19 protein-coding genes are annotated in these 20682 nt (G+C 65.6%); 4 read left to right on the top strand and 15 right to left on the bottom strand.

All coding sequences use genetic code 11. The features are described from left to right. Window positions 1-92: 92 nt before the first annotated feature. The 10 genes from KM135_RS17115 to KM135_RS17160 form a co-directional block, all read right to left on the bottom strand. Window positions 93-1016 carry a helix-turn-helix domain-containing protein gene (locus KM135_RS17115; RefSeq protein WP_221715256.1) on the bottom strand — a complete coding sequence of 308 codons (924 nt, stop codon included), beginning with the start codon at window positions 1014-1016 and terminating at the stop codon, window positions 93-95. Between the two features lie 21 nt (window positions 1017-1037). Continuing rightward, window positions 1038-1823, bottom strand: coding sequence for an SDR family NAD(P)-dependent oxidoreductase (locus KM135_RS17120; RefSeq protein ID WP_221715257.1), 786 nt, complete (start codon window positions 1821-1823; stop codon window positions 1038-1040). Then, window positions 1820-3460, bottom strand: a complete 1641-nt coding sequence (locus KM135_RS17125) for a flavin-containing monooxygenase (RefSeq protein WP_221715258.1) — start codon at window positions 3458-3460, stop codon at window positions 1820-1822. The genes KM135_RS17120 and KM135_RS17125 overlap by 4 nt, the downstream gene beginning before the upstream one ends. A gap of 153 nt (window positions 3461-3613) precedes the next feature. Further along, window positions 3614-4816 (bottom strand): cytochrome P450, encoded by a 1203-nt coding sequence (locus KM135_RS17130; protein WP_221715259.1) that lies wholly within the window; start codon window positions 4814-4816, stop codon window positions 3614-3616. A 113-nt stretch (window positions 4817-4929) separates the two neighbouring features. Beyond that, on the bottom strand, window positions 4930-5580 hold the full coding sequence (locus KM135_RS17135; protein ID WP_221715260.1) for a TetR/AcrR family transcriptional regulator: 651 nt from the start codon (window positions 5578-5580) through the stop codon (window positions 4930-4932). Window positions 5581-5590: 10 nt separating this feature from the next. After that, window positions 5591-6481, bottom strand: coding sequence for an alpha/beta hydrolase fold domain-containing protein (locus KM135_RS17140; RefSeq protein WP_221715261.1), 891 nt, complete (start codon window positions 6479-6481; stop codon window positions 5591-5593). 171 nt (window positions 6482-6652) lie between these two features. Next, a complete protein-coding gene (locus KM135_RS17145; protein WP_221715262.1) occupies window positions 6653-7462 on the bottom strand; it encodes a hypothetical protein in 810 nt (269 codons plus the stop codon). Between the two features lie 12 nt (window positions 7463-7474). Next, window positions 7475-7840: a DUF6152 family protein gene (locus tag KM135_RS17150; RefSeq protein WP_221715263.1), complete on the bottom strand. Its 366-nt coding sequence runs from the start codon at window positions 7838-7840 to the stop codon at window positions 7475-7477. 16 nt (window positions 7841-7856) lie between these two features. Further along, window positions 7857-8294 carry a DUF6152 family protein gene (locus KM135_RS17155; protein ID WP_221715264.1) on the bottom strand — a complete coding sequence of 146 codons (438 nt, stop codon included), beginning with the start codon at window positions 8292-8294 and terminating at the stop codon, window positions 7857-7859. Next, window positions 8291-9172, bottom strand: a complete 882-nt coding sequence (locus tag KM135_RS17160; protein ID WP_221715265.1) for a hypothetical protein — start codon at window positions 9170-9172, stop codon at window positions 8291-8293. The genes KM135_RS17155 and KM135_RS17160 overlap by 4 nt, the downstream gene beginning before the upstream one ends. 257 nt (window positions 9173-9429) lie before the next feature. On the opposite strand from KM135_RS17160, the gene KM135_RS17165 reads away from it, so the two are divergent. The 3 genes from KM135_RS17165 to KM135_RS17175 all read left to right on the top strand — a co-directional run bounded on the left by KM135_RS17165 (window position 9430) and on the right by KM135_RS17175 (window position 12981). Further along, a complete protein-coding gene (locus tag KM135_RS17165; protein ID WP_221715266.1) occupies window positions 9430-11916 on the top strand; it encodes a TonB-dependent receptor in 2487 nt (828 codons plus the stop codon). Window positions 11917-11981: 65 nt separating this feature from the next. Then, entirely contained in the window at window positions 11982-12467 is a 486-nt protein-coding gene (locus tag KM135_RS17170; protein ID WP_221715267.1) for a DUF6644 family protein, read from the top strand. 19 nt (window positions 12468-12486) lie between these two features. Then, entirely contained in the window at window positions 12487-12981 is a 495-nt protein-coding gene (locus tag KM135_RS17175) for a DUF6644 family protein (protein WP_221715268.1), read from the top strand. A gap of 15 nt (window positions 12982-12996) precedes the next feature. On the opposite strand, the gene KM135_RS17180 is transcribed toward KM135_RS17175, so the two are convergent. The 5 genes from KM135_RS17180 to tcuA form a co-directional block, all read right to left on the bottom strand. Further along, on the bottom strand, window positions 12997-13464 hold the full coding sequence (locus KM135_RS17180; RefSeq protein ID WP_221715269.1) for a MarR family winged helix-turn-helix transcriptional regulator: 468 nt from the start codon (window positions 13462-13464) through the stop codon (window positions 12997-12999). A gap of 82 nt (window positions 13465-13546) precedes the next feature. Continuing rightward, entirely contained in the window at window positions 13547-15013 is a 1467-nt protein-coding gene (locus KM135_RS17185; RefSeq protein WP_343228220.1) for an aldehyde dehydrogenase family protein, read from the bottom strand. Beyond that, window positions 15010-16413, bottom strand: coding sequence for an MmgE/PrpD family protein (locus tag KM135_RS17190; RefSeq protein ID WP_221715270.1), 1404 nt, complete (start codon window positions 16411-16413; stop codon window positions 15010-15012). The genes KM135_RS17185 and KM135_RS17190 overlap by 4 nt, the downstream gene beginning before the upstream one ends. A gap of 26 nt (window positions 16414-16439) precedes the next feature. Beyond that, complete coding sequence (locus KM135_RS17195) at window positions 16440-17843, bottom strand: MmgE/PrpD family protein (protein ID WP_221715272.1); 1404 nt, start codon at window positions 17841-17843, stop codon at window positions 16440-16442. Between the two features lie 35 nt (window positions 17844-17878). Continuing rightward, on the bottom strand, window positions 17879-19405 hold the full coding sequence (gene tcuA / locus KM135_RS17200; RefSeq protein WP_221715273.1) for an FAD-dependent tricarballylate dehydrogenase TcuA: 1527 nt from the start codon (window positions 19403-19405) through the stop codon (window positions 17879-17881). 191 nt (window positions 19406-19596) lie between these two features. On the opposite strand from tcuA, the gene KM135_RS17205 reads away from it, so the two are divergent. Then, on the top strand, window positions 19597-20589 hold the full coding sequence (locus KM135_RS17205; RefSeq protein WP_221715274.1) for a LysR substrate-binding domain-containing protein: 993 nt from the start codon (window positions 19597-19599) through the stop codon (window positions 20587-20589). Window positions 20590-20682 lie beyond the last annotated feature (93 nt).

Raw genomic sequence — 20682 nt, forward strand, 5'->3', positions numbered from 1 at the left:
GTCTTGTTTCCTTGCGACGTCGCGGATGAAAAAGGCGAAATCCCGCGTCGAGCTTCGGGAATGGTGATAATGAAACGAGCCTCGATGCCGCCCTAGTGCTGAACTCGCCAGCGGCTCGGCGTGGTGCCGAAGCGCTGGCGGAAACATCGGGTGAAATAGCCGCTTTCGCTGAAACCGAGTTCGAAGGCGACGTCTGTGATGCTCATCTTTGGATGGACGGACAGCATCTCGGACGCACGGGCGAGACGGCGGGCCAGGATGTAACCACTCGGCGTCGTTCCCATACCTGCGAAGATATTCTGCACCGTACGGACTGATACACCCAATTCAGCCGCGATGGTGGCCGAGCCGAGGGCGGGTTCGCCAAGGCAGGTCTCGATCACGCGCAAGGCGCGCTCGCGCTGCGCGTGCGCGCCGTCGAGCGACACATTCGCACCGCGCACCGCAAGCCCGATGAGGTCGAGGAGAACGTCCGCGATGCCTTGCTGCCAATCCGGCTCGGCATTGCTCTGATCCCCCTGCTGCCAGAGCGACAGGAAGAAATTGTGCATGAGCCGACTGCCCGCCGCCGCGCCGGAAATTCGCCGCGCGATCAGGTCATCGAGCCCGTCGATGCGGGGTTCTAGGGCGGGGCGGGGGATTTCGACGACGAGGAATTCGTGACTGCTCAGGTCGAGTCGGTAGGGCGACGCGGTGCTGCACAGGGAAAAGTCGCCGGTCGACAGCTCCGCGATCCGGCCGCGCTGCTGATGGCTGCCGTGGCCGCGATGCAGCAGATGCAGCACGATGCCCTCCGGCTCGTCGCGGCCGGGCTTGCGCGTGACGACCGATGCGTTGGCGCGCGGCCGGATCATCGTCAGCGCGCCGAGGCGCCAGCGCAGCATTTCCGCGCGAAAGCCGTCGCCGCGCTCATCCACGCTCGTGCCGGGATAGGTCTCGTCCGTCAGCCGGTTCCAATATTCGAGGCGCTCGCTGGGCCGGATCTGATCCGTGGCGAAACGTTCGATCGTGCCCATCTCGTTCTCTCCCTCGCGACCTTATCCGGCGCTCGGCACGGTCCAGCCGCCATCGACCTTGAATTGGCTGCCGGTCACGTATCGCGCGTCCTCGCTCGCCAGAAAGGCGATCATCGCGGCGACATCCTCCGGCTCGCCGCGCGCGCCGAACGGAATGTCGGCGCATATGGCGGCCTCGGCCTCGGCGGGGCTCGCTCCCGTCATCGCGGCATAGCTTTCAACGATGCTGTCGGTCATGCGGGTGCGAATGACACCCGGATGCACGGAATTGCAGCGCACTTGCTTGCCGTCGCGCGCACCCACGATCGCCAGCGTCCGGGTGAGCTGCTCGACGCCGGCCTTGCTGATGCCATAGGCCAGACCGGACGGCGACGCCATGAACGACACGGCCGAGGAAATGTTGACGATGCTGCCCGAACCGATGGCCATCATGTGCCGCATCACGGTCATGCAGCCGAGAAATGTGCCATCGAGATTGACCGACAGCACGTTGCGGTAATTCTCGTAGCTCGTCTCGAGACCGCCTTCGGCGATATTGCCCTCGATACCGGCGGCATTGACCAGCACGTCGATCCGCCCCGCAATCTCCAGCGCGCGGTCGACGACGGTGCGCCATTCGGCCTCGCTCGAGACGTCGTGCGACAGGAACAAGCCGCCGGTTTCCCGCGCCAGCGCCTCGCCGGCCGCCCGGGCAAGATCGGTGATGACGACCCGCGCCCCCTCGCTCGCCAGACGGCGCACCGTCGCGCCGCCCAGGCCGCCCGCGCCACCGGTGACGATCGCGACCTTGCCGGCGAACCTGCTCATATCGAAGTCCTTTCGCGGATGGAGAAGCCCGCATAGCCGGCGGCGGCGACCTCATCGCACCGGACGCGATAGGTGCCGACGCCGCCGACATAGGGCATGAAGACTTCGCGGCCGTCGCGCGTGCGGCCCTTGTACCAGCTGTCCGCGCGCGGAAAGAGCGTCTGCTGCGCGACCTCGTCGGTATGGGCCATCCACGCCTGCTCGGCATCGGCCTCCGCCTCGATGATCGCGCCGCCGCGCGCGCGCAGGGCGGCGAGACATTGGGCGATCCAGTCGACATGCTGCTCGATCGAGATGACGACATTGCTGAGCACGGACGGGCTGCCGGGGCCGGTGATGGTGAACAGATTGGGAAAGCCGGCGATCGCCAGGCCGAGATAGGCGCGCGGCCCATTGTCCCAGTCATCGCGCAGCGACAGTCCGGCGCGCCCGCGAATGTCGATCGACTTGATCGCGCCGACGCAGGCGTCGAAGCCGGTCGCGAACACGATCACGTCGGCGGGGTAGCCGCCGCTCTGTGTCACGATCGAGTCGGCGGTCATGTCGATCACGGGATTTTCCCGCACATCGACGAGCGTCACGTCGTCCCGCGCCATCGCATCGTAGAAGCCGATTTCCGAGCACATGCGGCGCGAACCGAGGGGGTAGCCGGTCGGCGTGATCGCGCGGCGCTTGTCCGGATCGGCCACGATGCCGGCGATCTTGTCGCGAATGAACTGCGCCGCGAAGCCATTGGACTCCTCGTCGAACAGCAGATCCTCATAGGCAAGGAGCATGCCCGCCGTCCCGGCACCCCATTGCTCCTCGAAGCGTTGCGTGCGGGCGGCGGGGTCCTGCGCCTTGGCCGCGCCGGGACGCGGTGCGCTGAAGAAACCGAGTGGTGAGTGGCGGGCCGCTTCCCGGTCGGCCCGCAAGGTCCTGGCGGCGGTTGCCCGGTCTTCATCCGTGAGCGGATGGTTGCCGGCGGGAACCGCGAAGTTCGGCGTTCGCTGGAACACGGTAAGCTGCGCCGCGCGCGCCGCCAGTTGGGGGATCGCCTGGATGCCCGACGATCCGGTGCCGAACACAGCCACGCGCTTCCCATCGATCGCCACATCGTCGCGCCAGAGCGCTGTATGCAGGATGTCGCCGCGAAACTTGTCGAGGCCCGCCAAGTCCGGCGTCTTCGGCGCGGACAAGGCCCCAGTCGCGAGGATCAGATGGGGCGTCGGCTGCGTCGAGCCGTCGTCCAGGGTTACAGCCCAATGCCCGGCCGCGTCATCCCAGTCGGCGGCCATTACGCGCGTGTCGAAGCGAATGTCGCGCCGCAGATCGAACCGGTCGGCGACATGGCCGAGATAAGCGAGGATTTCCGGCTGAGCGGCATAGCGCTCGGTCCAGCGCCAGTCGCGCTCCAGCTCCGGGCTGAAGGAATAGCTATATTCGATGCTGGGAATATCGCAGCGCGCGCCGGGATAGCGATTCCAGTACCATGTGCCGCCGACATCCGAGCCGGCCTCGACGACCTGTGCGCGAAAGCCGAGCTCACGCAATTTGTAGAGCATATACAGTCCGGCAAAGCCCGCGCCCACGATCAGGACATCGATATCTTCCGATCCGGCGGCACGCTGGTCCCGCTCCGGTCGCTCCCCTTGCATCTTCTTTCTCTCCTTGCCGAAGCCCTGATCCCGACCGCGAGTCTCCCGTCACCCGGCAACCGACTTTGACTCGCGTTTGGGCCCCTGTCTCGGACTCATGCGCAACCGACCCGTACAGCCATGCAGTTCATGCGCTGCGGGGCACTGATTGCTTCAGCCCGGGACGGCGCGCAGCGGGAGTCGCGCGAACCCATAGGCAATATTGTTGACGATGCGCTCCGGCTCGCCGACCAGTTCGAAGCGCGAGACCCGCTTGGCCAGAGCCGTGAAAACCGCTGAGAGCTCCATCCGCGCCAGCCCCTGGCCGGCACAATTATGCGGCCCCTGGCCGAAGCCGAGATTCTGGCGTTCGCGCCGGTCGATGCGGAAGCGATCCGCCTCCGCGAACTGACGCTCGTCGCGATTGGCGCTGCCATAGGAGATGATCGCCCAACTGCCGGCCGGAACGACGGAGCCGTCCGACAGCCTCGCATCGCGCGTCACGAAGCGCGCGAATTTCTGAAGCGGGGATTCCATGCGCACGATTTCGTTGGCGGCGCTCATTGCCAGCCTGGGATCCGCGCGCAGCTTGTCCCATTCTTCCGGATTGGTGGCGAACAACCAGGCGCCGGAAGCCATGGCCGCGATGGTCGTCTCGAAGGCGGCAACGATATAGCCCGCGAGCAGGCCGATCGCGGTTTCGCGGGTGATATGCCCCGCGCGCGAGGCTTCGACGAGTTGCGCCGCATAGCCGTCCGGCGTCACCCGGTCATTGTCGTAAATGTCCGCGATGAGGTCCATCATGGCCTGCAGCGTCTGCAAGCCGGAATCGGTGCGCGGTCCCGCCGGGCCGGCGCCGTTCCAGGCGCTTTCGGCGATGGCGAGCAGGCTGGGGCGCACGTCGATCGGCCAGCCGATCAGCTCCATCACGACATTGATCGGCAAGTCGCAAGCCAGATCGGCAACACCGTCGAAGCTGCTCCTCGCGGCGAGCCGCTCGGCAAGCTCGTCGGCGCGCCGCTCGATCGTGTCAGTCACGGACTTGAGCGCCCGCGGCCCGAGGGCGGTGGAGAAGAGTGCGCGCCGCTCGGTGTGAACGGGCGGATCGGTGCAGATGAGTGCTTCCCGCCAGGCGTCGTTGATGACCGGATTGAGGCCGATCCCGCTGGCCGAGGAGAAGGTCTCCCAATCGGTGAGCGCGGCCGCGACATCGGCATAGCGGCCGATGAAGCAGGCGTCGTAACGATCGAGATAGACCGCGGATCCCAGATCGCGCAGCGCCTTGTAGGCGGGATGGGGATTGGCGAGCGCCGCGTCCCCGTACAGCTCGATATCGGAGCGGGGCAGGCCCGCCATCGTGTCGATCACTGCCGCCATTTCCCTCTCCCTCCGCTTCTGTTCGCAAGGTCGTCTTGACCAAATACTACAAAATGTAAAATTTGGATCGGAATAGCCGAATCCGACATTTTGTCAAGTTTGGTCTCGGATTCTCAGTCGGGGGAGGAGAGGAGCGGGAGCGGCCGCCGAACGATCCTGTCGGCTTCATCGGACGCGACACCGAGGCCGACGAGAATGCTGCGCACCATCAGGGCCGGATAGGCCTCGCCAGGATCTTCGCGCACGATGGTGGTGATCGCGGCGAGCGAGATGCCGAGCACGATGTCGCGCCCGATGGCGGCGCTTGGCACGTGGAACTTGCCGTCGGCCATGCCTTCCTGAACCGTCAGCCTGGCCTGCTGATGCGTTTCGGCGCCGAACAGGATGCCGTTGGCGCTGAGGTTGATGATCGACCGGCCCCATTCGAGGTCCTGCCTGGCGCGCTCCAGATAGAATCTGATAGCAGCCGACGCCCGCTCGCGCGGATCGGCCAGATCGGCAATGGTGCGGGTGACGGCGGTCAGGAAATCATGCGTGACTTCATAAGTCACCGCGTCGCGCAATTCCGCCATGCCGCTGAAGTGGTTGTAGAAGGTCGGTCGGGTGATGCCCGCCCTGTCGGCAATGTCCTCGATGCGCGTGTAGAGGCCGTCCTCTTCGCCGAACAGCGAGAAGGCGGCCTCGATGATCCGTGCCCGCGTGCGGAGGCGGCGCTCCCGGCCGATCTCGATCCGCCGCTGCCGGTCTGACGCGGCCGTGACCAAGCGATATGTCCTAGCCGAGATGCCGGCGCAGGAACTGGCCGGCTTCCTCGATCGCCGCGCGGCCTTCCGGCAGCATGAAGGCGAAGGCGTGCCAGACATGGATCATGTCCGCCCAGATCGCGAGCCGGGCTTCCACGCCGGCGAGGCCCGCGGCCCGGGCCACGGCGATCGCATCGTCGAGCAGGATTTCCGCCGTGCCGACCTGGATGAGCAGCGGCGGCAGGCCGGCGAGATCCGCAAAGGCGGGGGACGCGCGCGGATCGCGCGGATCGGCGTTCGCCAGATAGAGCCCGGCCATCGCGCTCAGCCCATCCGCGGTCAGCGCCGGGTCTTCCTGCGCCTTGCCGAGAAGCGTCGCTGCCTCGCCCGTGAGGTCCGCCCAAGGCGATAGCAAGAGCGCGGCGGCCGGCAGCGGATCGCCCGCGTCGCGCAGCGCCAGAAGCGTTGCCAGCGTCAGGCCGCCTCCCGCCGAATCTCCCGCGATCACGATGCGCGAAGCGTCGAACCCCTCGGCGAGCAGGGCGCGGTAAGCAGCGGCCGCGTCCTCGATCGCAGCCGGCATGGGATGTTCCGGGGCCAGGCGATAATCGATGGAATAGGCGACGGCGCCGGCGGCGCGGGCGAGCTCGGCCGCGAGGCTCCGATAGGCCTGCGCGCTGCCGATCACATAGGCGCCGCCATGGAGATAGAGAAGCGCGGTTGCCGGCTCCGCATCCGGGCTCGCCATGCGCAAGCCGGGAATGCCGCCGAGATTGATCGCGTCGCACGACAGATCGTCGGAAAAGGGGACCGCTGCCAGCATCTCCTCGAATGCGGCGCGGACCTGCGGCGGCGGCGCCGTCAGATCGGGACCGTTCGCGCGAAGCCCTTCGATCAATCCAGCCAGTTCCGGACTCGCCATAATGCCTCCCATCCTGCTCCGACCACCCCGGCCGCTCGTGAGACCGGCAACAACGAGCACCGATCGATCGTTCGCACGCGATGGCCCAGCAGGTCGCCCGGGGTCAATGGGAAAGCTGCGGGCAAGGCCCGGCGCGGCGAGTGAGGCTCAGCGCTCGCCGGACAGAATGCCTCACGGCGCGGCGTCGAGAAACTCCACGTCGCCGTTCTCGTTGATCGGATTGCGATCATTCTGGGCACAGATGAACTCGAGCTGGTCGAGATGGCGTTGGCGCTTGAAATAATAGGTCGAGTGCCAGGGGGCGGCGAGGGCGATCGGATCCTCGAAGCTATTTTCGACGACGAGCAGGTCCTTGTCGGCGGGGTCGAGGCGGATGCGCTCGGTGAGTGTCATCTTGTCGCTGTGCGTGATGCCCCAGCGCCCCATCACGCCCCCGTCGCGCAGCCCGGTGGTGGTGACGACCAGCGTGTCGCCTTCCCAATGGCCGATGGAGAAGCCGTTATAGGTCTGGTCCGGGTCGTCCGGCAGCGGGCGGCCGTCGGTGAAGATGCGGCGCACCTGCATATAGGCTTCCTGGATCATCGTGACGCGGCCGGGCGTGAACAGGAACTCGATATTATAGGGCTGGGTCATGATGCCCGGCATGCCGGGAGGCTCGCAGGCAGAGGCGCGGCGCTCGACCTTCAGCAGCGCCTCGGGATCGCGGCTGGCGATGAGCGTCTGGATCTCGTCGTACAGCGCCTTGTACTTGCCGAGCAGGCGCGGACTCTCGGGCCTGGGTGCCAGGCGAGGCTGCGGCGCCCAGAGGCCGCGCCAGTCCGGCAACGCCTGCAGCGCCCCGAAATCGACCGCCGGCGCCGAAGCGGGCCAGACGGTCTCGGGCAGATCGGCGGCAGCGTTCTGCTCCTGAGCCGAGACCGGCGCGGCGAACAGGCAGGCAAGCGGCAAGGCCGCGCCCGTCCACGCAGATGCTCGGCGCACGCCCTGTCCTTCTCAGCGGTTTTCGAGCACCGTGCCGCTCGGCAGCACGACCTTGACCAGCGCGCCGCCGGGCTTGCCGTTGACCAGCGGATGATAGGTCACCGTGACCTTGTCGCCCGGCTTGAACGAGCTGCGCCGCCAGCCGCTGCGCACCAGCGTGTTGGGGCTGGTCATTTCCAGCGCCCAGGTGGCCTTGGTGCCCTTCGCATCCGTGATATCGACATGCATCCAGGCGTGCGGGTTGGTCCAGCGGAAGTCCGAGACGACGCCGACCGCCGTCACGTCCTTCTTCATGTCGAACATGGAGAAGCTGTGGTGTGCCAGCGCCGTGCCCGAAAGGGCGGCGAGAGCGGGAACAATCATGGGTATCGCGCGCATCGCTCGGGTTCCTCAGTTACCGGGTCGGGACGTTGATAGGCCCGCTGTTGGAGGGCCGCCCGTCATTGAGCGAGCGCCCGTCAGCGAAGACCACCTTGTTGAACAGCCCGCCGGATTTGCCGTTGCGCAACGGATTGAACGTCACGGTCACGGTCTCGCCCGGCTTGAGCGAGGAACGGCGCCAGCCCTGGCGAGTCAGGTTGTTCGGGCTGTTGAGCTCGATGCTCCAGCGCACGACCTTGCCCTTGCTGTCCGTCACGTCCAGCTCGATGAAGGCATGCGGATTGGTCCACTGGAACTGGGCGACCTGGCCCTTGAGCGACAACGCTTTCGTCTGATCGAACATGGCGAAGCTGTGATGTGCGCCGGCCGGCGCGTAGCCGATCGACGCGGCGAGCGCGGCGAGCGCCAGGATGGACTTGCGGATCGTCACGTCATTCCTTTCGGTCATCATTGCGCACCTTCGCGCTTGTTCAGCTCTTGCTGGCCGCGATCCGTGCCGGGGATATTGGCGTTGCGCGCCTCGGTGCATTCGACTTCGCCGATGTCGGCTTCCAGGACGCGATCGAAGCGCTTGGTGTTGCGCCACTCGCCTTTCCAGTTCTTCGGATCGGTCATGATATATTCGATCTCGAGCGTGTTGCCGTTGTTCACCTTCTTGATGCGCTCGATGATCCTGAATTCCTCGCTGACGGGCAGGCCGATGTCGATCCAGTGATGATCCGTCTCGAAGCCCTGGGTCTCGACGACCAGCGTGTCGCCTTCCCAATGGCCGATGGACTCGCCGTTGTAGGTCGGCACGTAGAGGTCCGGATCGGTATGCGTGCGCCCGTCCAGATAGATGGCGCGGAAGCTGTTGGTGAAGCCGGCCACCATGTAGATTGCCGTCGGCAGCTGGATGAACATGATCGGCCAGACGCGCGTCATGATCATCGGCATGCCGGCCGGATAGCATTGGCCGATGCTGTCGCGATAATTCTCGCCGCGCGCGCGGGCGGCGGCGCCTTCCGTGAACGCCTTCTGCCCTGCCTCGTAAAATTCCGGATAGGGCGGGCCGAACATGAATTTGTTGAAGCCTTCCGAAAGATCGACGAACCATGTGCCGGTCATGTCGAACGGCGGCTTGGGACGCGGCTTGGCGAGATTATCGGGATCGAGCGCGCCGGGAAGGCCGGGGTGACGCTGCTGCATGATCTCGAGCTGCTCGGGCGTCAGGCGCCGGCTGCGATCGGTGTTCTGCGCAAGCGAAGGCGCCGTCAGCGACACGGCGAGCGCGGCGCAAGCCAGCCATTTGCAGTATGTCCGCGCCATCGTCCCTTGCCTGACCATCATGCCCTCTCTCCTTCGTGTCGCGGTGCCGGTCATTTTGCCGGATGGCGCCGACTATCCGCAACGGATCGTCGCAAAACAACGATTCGTGATAGTTGACAAATCAGCATTTTTGTTGATGAGTCAATACAGGGGAAGGCGATCGCGCAGGGGTGCGCGATCCGGGCAAGGCAAAATGAAGGCCGCCCCCCTCGAGTGCGACGTCTGTCGCGCTCGCCATGGGAGAATGCCGCGCGAGCGGCCAAAAGGGGGAGAGGACCTTGACCACAGACTCGACGCGCGCACGCTCCGTTTTTCGCGCATTCCGCATGCTGGCGCTCGGCAGCACGGCCATGTTGTGCAGCCAGATCACGCTGGCCCAGACGGCCGATGAGGACGCCGACGAAAACGCCACGATCCAGGACATCATCGTAACCGCCGAGCGCCGCGCCACGAACCTGCAGGACACGCCGCTGTCGATCCTCGCGGTGACGCAGGAAGCGGTCGAGGCGAAGGGCGTGCAGGATCTTCAGGATCTTGCGAGTATCACGCCGAACCTGACCATCACGCCGACGCGCGGTGGCGGCAACAACACGGCGAACTTCGTGATCCGCGGCATCGGCGGCGGCGGCGGCGCAACCGGCGAGCGGGGCGTCGGCCTCTATGTCGATGGCATCTACATGCCGCGCACCAGTGGCGCGATCCTGCGCGTGCTGGATATCGACCGGATCGAGGTGCTGCGCGGTCCGCAGGGCACGCTCTTCGGCCGCAATTCGACCGGCGGCGCCATCCGCATCTTCAGCAAGCAGCCGGTCGATACCAGCGAAGGCTATCTGAAGGTGACCGGCGGCAACCTGGATCGCATCGACGTTGTCGGCATGGTCAACATGCCGCTCGGTGAAGGGGTCGCGATGCGCGTGCAGGGCGCCTATCTGTCGCAGGGCGGCTATGTCTCGCGCGGCACCGAGATGCTCGGCGAGCAGCGTGACATCGTCGCGCGCGGACAATTGAAGTTCGAGCCGTCAGACAAGTTCCGCGCGACGCTCGGCGTCTTCTACAACGACTCGCATCAGAACGGCACGCCCTATGTGTTCGAATCCTTCGACATGCGACCGGGCATCGAGCCCGGCCCCGGCTTCGCCGGCGTGCAGGGCAATTATGCCGACTGGATCAACGATGGCTTCAAGCAGGCGGGGCAGGCGCCGCTGGCGGCCTATAACGATCCGCGCATCGTGAAGGGTGAGTTCTCGGCGCCCGATCTCTGCTTCATGGACGATTTCAACCCGGATTATGACGCGGCCTGCAACCAGTTCAGCGACGATGAATATTGGCAGGCCGACCTCAACATGTCGCTCGACCTGACCGACAATCTCTCGCTGACCTCCGTGTCCGGCTATGGGAAGCTCAAGCATCGCGGTCTGACCGACTATCAGGTGCTCGGCACCGAAACCCGCACCGAGAATGTCGATTCCGAAGTGCTGTATCAGGAGTTGCAGCTGAATGCGTCGTTGGGGTCGGTGATCGATCTGGTGGCCGGCGCGAACTATTTCCGCGAGGAAGCAGAGTCGCCGAATTTCATCGTGACCCGTCGCGGCACGAGCATTTATCCTGCCAATCCCGGCAACCTGGCGCCCAACCCGCCGGGAACGCCGGCCAACGGCGATGCCGGCCTGTTCCGCACGGCCGACATCTTCATCAGCCAGGTCGCCAAGTCCTGGGGCGTCTTCGGGAGCGCGACCTGGCACATCGTCGATGGGCTCAACCTGACCGGTGGCCTGCGTCAGGCGTGGGACAGCAAGGCCTACCTCCAGACGCGCAACCAGGCGACCGACCTCACAGTGGCGCCCGGCACGACATCGACCACTGTGACCAGCAGCGCGGACTTCAAGGCACTCGATTATCGCGCGACGCTGGATTACCACTTCAACGATGACGCCATGATCTATGCGACGGTGTCGAAGGCCTACAAGGCAGGGCAGTTCAGCTACACCATCGTGGGCTGGACCCAGGCCAACAATGCCACCGGCGCCGCGCAGAGCGCCGGTATCAAGCCGATCCCGAACGAGAAGGTGATCAACTACGAGGCGGGCCTGCGCTTGTCGCTGTTCGACCGTCGGGTGCGGTTGAACCCGACCGTCTTCATCATGGACTATACGGACCGTCAGGCAGCGGTGCAGGTCAACTGCGCCACGGCCGGCATTCCCGCGGCGCAATGTCCCGTGGGCTTCGTGATCCAGGTGCGGAATCAGGGCGACGTCCGTCTCAAGGGCATCGAAATTGACGGCCAGATCGCCATCACGCCGAACTGGACGATCGATGGCAGCTTCGCGATCACGGATCCCGAACTGCGCAATCCGCCGGCGGGCACCGACAACCTGTTCCCGGACGTGGCCTCGCCCACCGGGACGATCGGCGGCACCTATACGCGGCACGAATCGTTCGGCGACGTGACCCTGAACCTCAACTTCACCTATGTCGGCAAGCAATCGACGCACCCGTCGCAGGGCACGGATTCGGCCTATACGCTGGCTTCCTATGGCCTGGTGAACGGCCGCATCCAGTTCAAGCTGGACAAGGTGCCGCTGACGATATCGGCTTTCGCCAACAATATCCTCGACCGGACCTATTCCACCTATGCGCAGCGCTTCGGCGGCGGCTTCTGGGATTCCGGTTCAGGCGCCGGCGTCGCGGCGCCGCCGCGCAATGCCGTCTCGCAGGTTCGCGGCCGTCCCCGCGAAGTGGGGGTCACGCTGCAATACAGCTTCTGATCCAACGGGAGGAGGGCGCCCCACACGCCCTCCGATCCCCGCACTCTCACCAAACGGAACAGACCATGATAGAATGGCTAGAAGGGCTGAGCGCCTGGATCGAGACGACGCGCCTTCACCAAACGGTGCAGACCGTCGAATGGGTGGTGCCGACGGTGCAGACCGTCCATCTGCTGGCGATCGCCGCCGTGTTCGGCTCGTCGCTCGTGCTGGCGCTGCGCATGCTGCGCCTCGCGGGCACGGACTGGTCGCCCGCGCAATGGCAGCGGCGGCTCGGCGGCTGGATCGGCCTCGGGCTGGTCGTGTTGCTGCTGTCGGGCAGCCTGCTGATCGTGGGCGAGCCGGGCCGCTCGCTGCTCAACTTCACGTTCCAGCTCAAGATGGGGCTGCTGATCGGCGCGATCATCGTGCTGATGCCGCTCGCTGGAGGCATGAAGCGGCTGGACCGGCCCGACGCCAGGGCGGCGATGAGTCTGCGCCTGCTGGCCGTGCTGCTCATCCTGCTCTGGCTCGCGATCATCGCCTGTGGGCGGTGGATCGCCTACTCCTGACTGACCCGGAGGAAAGTCGATGAACGAATTGTTTGAAGCCATCGGGTCGAGCGCCATCGGGGATTTCATGGCAGTGAATCCCTATGCCTTTCCGGCGGTCGAGACGTTGCACGTCATTGCCATCACGGCGGTGTTCGGCGTCATCATGATCGTGGACCTGCGCCTGCTCGGGCTTGCGGGGATGAGCTATGCGGTGACGCGCATGAGCCGCTCGCTGCTGCCGGCGACCTGGATCGCGTTCCTGATGGCGGTCGTCACCGGCAGCCTGCTCTTCACCTCGCAGCCGGTCACCTATGCCGGCAATTTCTCGTTCCGCATGAAACTGCTGCTGATTGCCGCAGCGGGCCTCAACATGCTGATCTTCCACTTCGTGACGATGCGGGGGATCGCGGCCTGGGATAAGGACGCGCCGGTACCGACGGCGGGGAGGATCGCCGGTGGCCTGTCGCTGCTGATCTGGGTGTGCGTGGTCGCATTCGGGCGCTGGATCGGCTTCACCATGTCGCCCTTCTGAGCGTGGCAGGCGGGGTCAGTCCGCGTCCTGGCGCCGCTCGTCCACACGCATGGCGACGGTCTTGATCACCGTGTCGAAATGCTGGCGCTCCTCAGGCGTCAGATCTTGCAGGATCCAGGAATAATATTCCTGCCTGACGGCTCGCCCACGCTCGAACAGGGCGACGCCCTTTTCCGTGGCGGTGATCTTCTTCTGCTTGCGGCTGTTGCGATCATAGTCGCGCTTGACGATGTCGGCGGCGATCATGCGCACGACCGTCCGGCTCACTTGCGCCGAGTCCGTCCCGAAGGTGGCGGAGACATCGGCGGCGCTCACATTGGCATATGTGCAGGCAAGGGCCAGCACTTGCCATTCCGCCATGGACAGGCCGCACGACGCGGCAAGATCGCGCGCAGTGTCCCGCTCGATCATCCGCGCCAGCAGCAGCAGCCGATACGGAATGAAATATTCGCCGGTCTGGCTCCAGGTGCTTGGAAGAGGCATCGACCCATTCGATGCCGGGTCCGCCGCCAAAATGCAATGGAGATCGGCGGTTTTGCTGGGGTCGCCTGTCCCTTGCGCGGATTTAGAGCGGGAAGGGGTCCGCCGGCGGGGCGGTCGAGAGATCGACGACCACGGTCTTCACTTCGGTGAAGGCGCGCATCGCGTCGAAGCCATTCTCTCTTCCGATGCCGCTCATCTTGTAGCCGCCATAAGGCAGCATGTAGTGGACCGGTCGGAAGGTGTTGACCGAAACCAGACCGGACTCGATGCGCGCCGCCACCCGATGCGCGCGGCCGACATCGGCCGTCCAGAGTCCGCCCACGAGGCCATAATTGGTGTCGTTGGCGAGCGCGATCGCTTCTTCCTCGCTCTCGAACGGCATGACCGCGGTGACTGGGCCGAAAATCTCCTCCTGCGCGAGGCGCGAGCGATTGTCCGTGTCGGCGAAGACGGTCGGCTCGACATAATAGCCGCGCTCCAGATGCGCGGGCCGCTTGCCGCCGGCGAGGAGCCGCGAGCCGCCCTCGAGGCCGATGGCGATGTAGCTCTGCGTCTTGGCCAGCTGGTCGGCCGAGGTCTGGGGGCCGATATGGGTCTTCTCGTCGAACGGCGCGCCGACGCGGATGCGTTGCGCGCGGGCGGCCAGTTCCTGCGCAAAGGCTTCGTAGATCGAGCGCTCGACGAAGATGCGCGAGGCCGCGGAACATGATTGCCCGGTCGAGCGGAAGGCGCTCTGCGTCGCGATGTTCAGCGCCTTCTCGATGTCGGCATCGGCGAAGACGATGAAGGGCGACTTGCCGCCGCACTCGAAGCTGCAGCGCTTCAGCGTCGCGGCGCCGCTCTGCATGATCCGCGCGGCGGTCGCCTGTGAGCCGGTGAAGGAAATCTTGTTGATGCCGGGATGGGCGGCGAGCAGCGCGCCGACCTTGCCATCGCCCGGCAGCACGTTGACGACACCGGCGGGGAAGCCTGCTTCCTCGACCAGCCGCGCCAGCGCGACCATGCTGGCCGGCGTATATTCGGAGGGCTTGAGGATCATAGCATTGCCCGCCGCGAGGCCCGGGCCGAGCTTCCATGAGGCGAGCGAGATCGGCGAGTTCCACGGCAGGATGGCGGCCACCACGCCGACCGGCTCGTAACGCGTATAGGCGAGCGCATCGACCGAATAGGGGATCTGCTCGCCATTCAGCTTGTCGGCCGCGCCCGCGAAGAAGGTCAGCCAGTCGGCCGCGCGCTGCACTTCGCCGACCGTGTCCTTGATCGGCTTGCCATTGTCGCGGCTCTCGATCTCGGCGAGCAGCTTCGCGTCGCGGCGGACGAGGTCGGCGAACTTTGCGAGCAGCGCGCCGCGCTGGCTGGGGCTGGTGCGCCGGCCCCAGGCGCCGTCCATCGCCGCGCGCGCTGCCGCCACCGCCTTGTCGACATCGGCGGCGTCGGCGGCCGCGACATCGGTCCAGACCTCTTCGGTCGAGGGGTCGAAGCTTGCGATCGCCCCGCCCGAGGCGGAGCTGAGCCATTCGCCGCCGATGAACAGCTTGTCGAAGGTCACGAGGCTTTCCGCAGCGCCGCATCCGGCGACACGCAGGCCAGCAGATCGGCGAGCTTGGCCGTCTCCGGCATGGCGCCCATCCTTTCGCCGGTCGCGCGCGCATCCGCGCCCAGCAGCCAGCGCGTGTTGCGCTCGAATTTGTCGAGCACGTCGTCGCGCGTCAGTGCCGCTTCCGGCGAGCCGGGATGATAGGGCACATGGCTGAAATAGGTCTTGCCCCTGGCCTTCACCGTCAGGCGCGCCGGGCAGTGCGCCGGATAGTCGCTGAGCGGGTCTTCCGCCGCCTCGGTGACGGCGGCGAGCTTCAGGATCGCCGGATCGGAGAGGCGGGCAGGCAGGAAGGTCTCCAGCCCGACATCGCCATCGACGAACGCCGCGGCGACGCCGAAGAACAGGCTGAAGCGCGCTTCATGCGGCGTCTGCGGCGTCTTCTTGCGCTCACGCGGCTCGGTGACGAGGGTCAGACCCGGCTCGGCCAGCTCGCAATGGATCGAGCTGATGTCGTCGATGCTGGTGCCGTCCTTGGCGAACTCGGCGAGGATCTCCCGCGCCGCCACGACGAAGGCATGGAGCAGCTGGCAGCAGGGATAGGGCTTGTAGGCCGTGTCCGGAATATACCAGCGCTCGCCCAGGCCGGTTGCCGGACCGTCGAAGTCCAGCGCGCCGGTAATCGGCGTCAGATGCGTCTCGAAGAAGCCGAACTTGCCTTCGAACACGCTCGACGGGCCGCTGATGCCGGCTTGCGCCAGATCGGTCGCGAGCATGCCGGCATGGGCGCCCCAGCCGCCGTGCAGGATCTTGGAGGTCGATCCGGTGCGGGTCGATTCCTGGATGCCCGATGCGAAGGTGCCGCTGATGCCCATCGCATCGACGATGGTCGAGGGCGCGACGCCCCGGAAGCGACCGATGGCGGCCGCGACGCCGAACGAGCCGATCAGCGAGCTGGTATGATAGCCGCGCTCCAGGAAGCGCGGGCCGGCGACGAAGCCGAGCCGGATCATCACTTCATAGCCGACCACCGTGGCGTCGATCGCCTGTGCGATGGTCGCGCCACCGGCTTCCGCCGCCGCCAGCACCGCCGGGATCACCGTGGAGCCGGGCCGGGCGAGCGACGAGCCATGCTTGTCGTCCATTTCCAGCGCCTGCGCGAGCGAGCCGTTGAGCATCGCCGCCAGCTCCGGCCGCGCTTTCGCGCCGAGGCCGAGCATGCTCGCGCCGCTGGGCGCCGACCAGCCGGCGATGAGCTTGGCTGCTGCCTTGCCGCTTTCCTCCTGCGGATTGGCGCCGGCGATGGAGACGCCGATCGAGTCCACAATGTGCCAGTGCGCCGCTTCGCGCACGTCCGCTGGCATTTTCGCGCCCGGATAATTGGCGGCGAAATCGGCGAAGGTCTCTGCCAAGGTCCCAGAGTTGTTCTGCGTCATGATCAGCGCACCTGCTGGAGCAGCGCACCGAGCTTCGGCGCCGGCTCGGGCTCGTTTTCGAGATTGTCGATCACCTTCTCGATGCCGGCGATGGCCTCGTCGGTCAGCACGCGCGAGGCGAGATCGCGGAACTTGGCGGCCAGATCCTCCTCCGGGATCGGGTTCGCCCAATGGCCCGAACGATAGGTCTGCTCCCATTTGTGGCTGGAGCCGTCCTTCATGATGACCTCGACACGGACGGCGCGCATCTCGTGCGGGCCACCGGCGTCCAGCTCCGGATCGACATAGACCTCGATGCGGTTGGCGAGATCGATGATCGTGGGATCGTAGAGCTTGGAGTCGACATATTGATCGACGAAAGCATTGCCCTCGAGCAGCGTGACCGCCGCGGTGAAGGGCAGGTTCATCTGCGCGGTGATCGTCTCGCCGTTCGGCTTGTAGGGCCAGCCGCAGTGGACGAAGACCATGTTGGTCGCGCCGATCCGCACCTTGGCGACGTCCTTGCCGTGAATGCCGTCGCGCTTGATGATGCCGCGCAGCGCATCGACCGAAGTCTGGCTGCTGGCAAGCGAGCTATACTGCTTGAAGCCGTTCTTGCGCATCTCCCACTCGCTGCCGAGGCCATTGGTCGCCCAGCTCAAGTCGTATTTCTCTGAGTAGGTCGAGCAGAAACCGCCATAAGGCGCTTCGAGCACATCGCGCACGCCGGTCAGGCCCTCGCGCGCCGAGAGCGCCGCGATGATGCCGTTCTGCGCCGCCTTGCCGGAGTGGAAGCGCTTGGCCATCGCGCCGAACTGCGCCGCCATGAGGCCCGCTGCCTGCGATCCGGCGAGGCCGAGCGCGCTCACATATTGGTCGGCATCGAGGTTCAGCATCTTGGCGATCGACGCGGCCGAGGCGAACGTGCTGGTGAGGCCGCAGGGGTGGAAGCCGCGATGGAAAGCACTGGGGCTCACCGTGTTGCCGATGCGCGTGCCGATCTCATAGCCGGCGACGGTCGCGAGGATGATGTCCTGCCCCGAGAATGTGCCGAAACCCTCGGCCGAAGCAAGCACCGCCGGGACGACGCCCGCGCCGTAGTGCGACATCGACTGGTCATGGCAGTCGTCGAGCTCGAAGCCCTGCGCGGCCGTGCCGTTGATGAAGGCGGCGCCGAGCGGATCGGCCTTGAGCTTCATGCCCCAGGCGCTGGCGCCCTGCTTCTGCCCGAGCGAGGCGACCACGCGCGCGACCGACTGCGTCCAGGGCTGAGGGGCACCATAAGCACCGCAGCCCAGGCTGTCGCGAATGCACTGCTTGGCATTGGTCAGCAGGTCCGCCGGCAGATCCTTGAACTGCAGGGACGCGCCGAATTCGGCGACCTCGCGCGTGGTGTTGGGGACAGTGATGTCGGCAGGTGCGTTCATGGATCGACTCTCTGATTGAAGGCTTGGAAAAGGGATCAGGCCGCGGTGACGGCTTGCGGCTGGAGCTTGCGGGCATAGGCAGCGGCAGTGCCGCCCGCGAGACGGCCGAAGACCGCGCCACTGGTGAGGCCGCTGGCGCCGGGATAATTGAAGTAGAAGATGCCGCCGACCATCTCGCCGGCGATGAACAGGCCGGGGATGACGCGATCATTGACGTCGAGCGCTTCGCCCTCGGTCGTGATGCGCAGGCCGCCGAAAGTGAAGGTGACGCCGCACGTCACGGCATAGGCCTCGAACGGGCCGGTATCGATCGTGTTCGCCCAGTTGCTGCGCACCACGCCATTGCTGGTGGCGTTGCGGCCGTCCTTGATATTGGGGTCGAACGTCGCGTCGGTGTTCACCGAAGCGTTGAACTCGGCGATCGTGGCGAGGAGCTGGGTCTTGTCGACTTCGTCCAGCTTGTCAGCCAGTTCCTCCAGCGTGTTCGCGCTGATCTTGGTGACGTTGCGCGTGCGATATTCGTCGCGCAGCAGATGGACGACCTTGCTGTCATAGATCTGCCAGGCGACCTGACCGGGCTGCGCCAGCACGGCATGGCCATATTTGGCGTAGGTGTAATTGCGGAAGTCGGCGCCCTCGTCGACGAAGCGCTTGCCGAGCTGGTTGACCATCACGCAGAGCGGATAGCTGTGGCGCTGATATTGGGGCGTGATGGCGAGATCACCGAAGTCGGAGGCGTAGCGCTCCCACGAGACGGCATGGCAGCCCGACCAGTGACCGAACGGCTTGGCGCCGATCTTGAGCGCCATCGAAAGGCCGTCGCCGGTGTTGTACTTGGAGCCACGCACCTTGGCGAGGTCCCAGCCGGGGCCGAGATAGCGCGCGCGCATCTCGGCATTGCCCTCGAACCCGCCACAGGCGAGCACGACGGACGGCGCCAGAATGGTCTCATTGCTGCCGTCGGTCAGCGCGACGACGACGCCCTTCACGGCGCCATCCTCATAGACCAGATCACGCACCCAGCTTTCGTAACGGATTTCGATGCCGCGCTTCTCGGCCGCGCGGTAGAGCGCCTCGACAAGGCCAGGCCCGCCGGCCTGAACGGCGATCGTCGCGCCGCCCCAGAAGACGAAGCGGCCGTTGATCCGATAGGCCTGCCGGCCGAAATTGGGAAAGAAGCGTACGCCCTGATCGCGCATCCACAGGATCGTCTCCTTGCTGCGCGTGACGAGGATTTCGCACAGGTCCGGATCGGTGCGGTACTGCGTGATCCGCGCCATATCCTCGAAGAAGTCGGATTCGGTGTAGGCGCCGAAATCGCTGACCGCGACCTCGTCGTCGGTCAGGTCCGGGCAATAAGCGCGGATGTCGTCGGCGCCTTCATAGACGGTGCGCATCAGGCCATCGGTATAGGCCGTGTTGCCGCCGCGCTCCTCGATCGGCGAGCGCTCCAGCACCAGCACGCGCGAGCCGGCGTTGGCGGCGTTGATCGCCGCGCACAGTGCCGCATTTCCGCCGCCCACGACGATGACATCCCAGCTTGCGGCTTCCACTCCGGCCATGAACTTTCCCTTGTTTCGTAGCGTGCGGACGCGCGCTGCCCCAATGTCGCCGCGCGAGGGCATGGCAGTGCAAGAGTTGCTTCCGCCTGCCCGTTTACGTTCGGACAACGGCAAAATAGGGCATCCCGCTATGCACGCACGAAATATTACGGCATGCTGGCATGGCCTAATCGCATGGTGAGAGGTGTCGGGTGAAGCTGCAGCAATTGCGATATGTCGTCGAAATCGTGCGCCACGGAAACCATCTGTCGGCCGCCGCGGAGGCGCTGAATACATCGCAGCCGGGCGTCAGCCGGCAGATCCAGCTGCTGGAGCAGGAGCTGGGATTCGAGATCTTCCAGCGCACGCGGAACCGCATCATCGCGCTCACCGAGCCGGGCAATATCGTCTTCCAGATCAGCCAGCGCATCGGCACCGATGTGGCGGCGATCAAGACACTGAAGGAAGACATGTATTCCGGCAATCGCGGCGTCTTCACGATCGCCACGACGCATACACAGGCGCGTTATGTTCTGCCCAAGGTGGTGGAGCGGTTCATCGCCAAATATCCGGACGTGAAGCTGGTCATGAAGCAGGGCGACCCGGAGGAAATCTGCGCTTTGGTCGATGCCGGGCATGCCGACATCGCGATCGGCACGGAGACACGGCGCGGCTTCCCCGATCTGGTGAAGCTGCCCTGCTGGGAATTGCAGCGCTGCATCGTCGCGCCGCTTGGCCATCCGATCCTGACCGTGCCGGAGCTGACCCTCGCGGAGATCGCCAGATATCCGATCATCACCTATGACGCGCGTTATTCGGGGCGCTGGAAAGTGCTCAAGGCCTTCGCCGACGCCGAGCTCGAACCCAAGATCGTGATGAGCGGCATCGATGCTGATGTGTGCAAGACCTATGTCGAAATGGGCCTCGGCATCGGCATCCTCGCGGCCATGACCTACGACAAGGATCGCGACACCGGCATCGGCGTGCGCGATGCGAGTCATTTGCTGCCCTCCAGCACCATTGCCGTCTCGCTGCGACCCAACACATATTTGCGGCCGTTCCTGCTCGACTTCATCCACTCGGTCGCACCCTCGCTGACGCCGTTCCGGGTGAAGAAGGCGGTGCGGGAGTTTCAAGGGAGTGGTGAGGAACGGACAGGCTCCGTTCCGGATGAGCAGCCGGCGGGGGACGACGAGGAACTTTGATCCTCCTCGCATGACAAACCCGCCCGTCGAGGGATCGACGAGCGGGCCTGGGAGAGTGTGCCGAAGGGCTCCCATGTCGGCCGGTCGGCGCTT

Source organism: Sphingobium xanthum, from assembly GCF_019737615.1.
GTDB lineage: Bacteria > Pseudomonadota > Alphaproteobacteria > Sphingomonadales > Sphingomonadaceae > Sphingobium > Sphingobium xanthum.

What these genes read in the sequence shown, in the direction of transcription:
- KM135_RS17115 (WP_221715256.1), bottom strand. Translation starts at nt 1,016, where the DNA reads ATGGGCACGATCGAACGTTTCGCCACGGATCAGATCCGGCCCAGCGAG.
- KM135_RS17120 (WP_221715257.1), bottom strand. Translation starts at nt 1,823, where the DNA reads ATGAGCAGGTTCGCCGGCAAGGTCGCGATCGTCACCGGTGGCGCGGGC.
- KM135_RS17125 (WP_221715258.1), bottom strand. Translation starts at nt 3,460, where the DNA reads ATGCAAGGGGAGCGACCGGAGCGGGACCAGCGTGCCGCCGGATCGGAA.
- KM135_RS17130 (WP_221715259.1), bottom strand. Translation starts at nt 4,816, where the DNA reads ATGGCGGCAGTGATCGACACGATGGCGGGCCTGCCCCGCTCCGATATC.
- KM135_RS17140 (WP_221715261.1), bottom strand. Translation starts at nt 6,481, where the DNA reads ATGGCGAGTCCGGAACTGGCTGGATTGATCGAAGGGCTTCGCGCGAAC.
- KM135_RS17150 (WP_221715263.1), bottom strand. Translation starts at nt 7,840, where the DNA reads ATGCGCGCGATACCCATGATTGTTCCCGCTCTCGCCGCCCTTTCGGGC.
- KM135_RS17155 (WP_221715264.1), bottom strand. Translation starts at nt 8,294, where the DNA reads ATGATGACCGAAAGGAATGACGTGACGATCCGCAAGTCCATCCTGGCG.
- KM135_RS17160 (WP_221715265.1), bottom strand. Translation starts at nt 9,172, where the DNA reads ATGATGGTCAGGCAAGGGACGATGGCGCGGACATACTGCAAATGGCTG.
- KM135_RS17170 (WP_221715267.1), top strand. Translation starts at nt 11,982, where the DNA reads ATGATAGAATGGCTAGAAGGGCTGAGCGCCTGGATCGAGACGACGCGC.
- KM135_RS17175 (WP_221715268.1), top strand. Translation starts at nt 12,487, where the DNA reads ATGAACGAATTGTTTGAAGCCATCGGGTCGAGCGCCATCGGGGATTTC.
- KM135_RS17180 (WP_221715269.1), bottom strand. Translation starts at nt 13,464, where the DNA reads ATGCCTCTTCCAAGCACCTGGAGCCAGACCGGCGAATATTTCATTCCG.
- KM135_RS17195 (WP_221715272.1), bottom strand. Translation starts at nt 17,843, where the DNA reads ATGAACGCACCTGCCGACATCACTGTCCCCAACACCACGCGCGAGGTC.
- tcuA (WP_221715273.1), bottom strand. Translation starts at nt 19,405, where the DNA reads ATGGCCGGAGTGGAAGCCGCAAGCTGGGATGTCATCGTCGTGGGCGGC.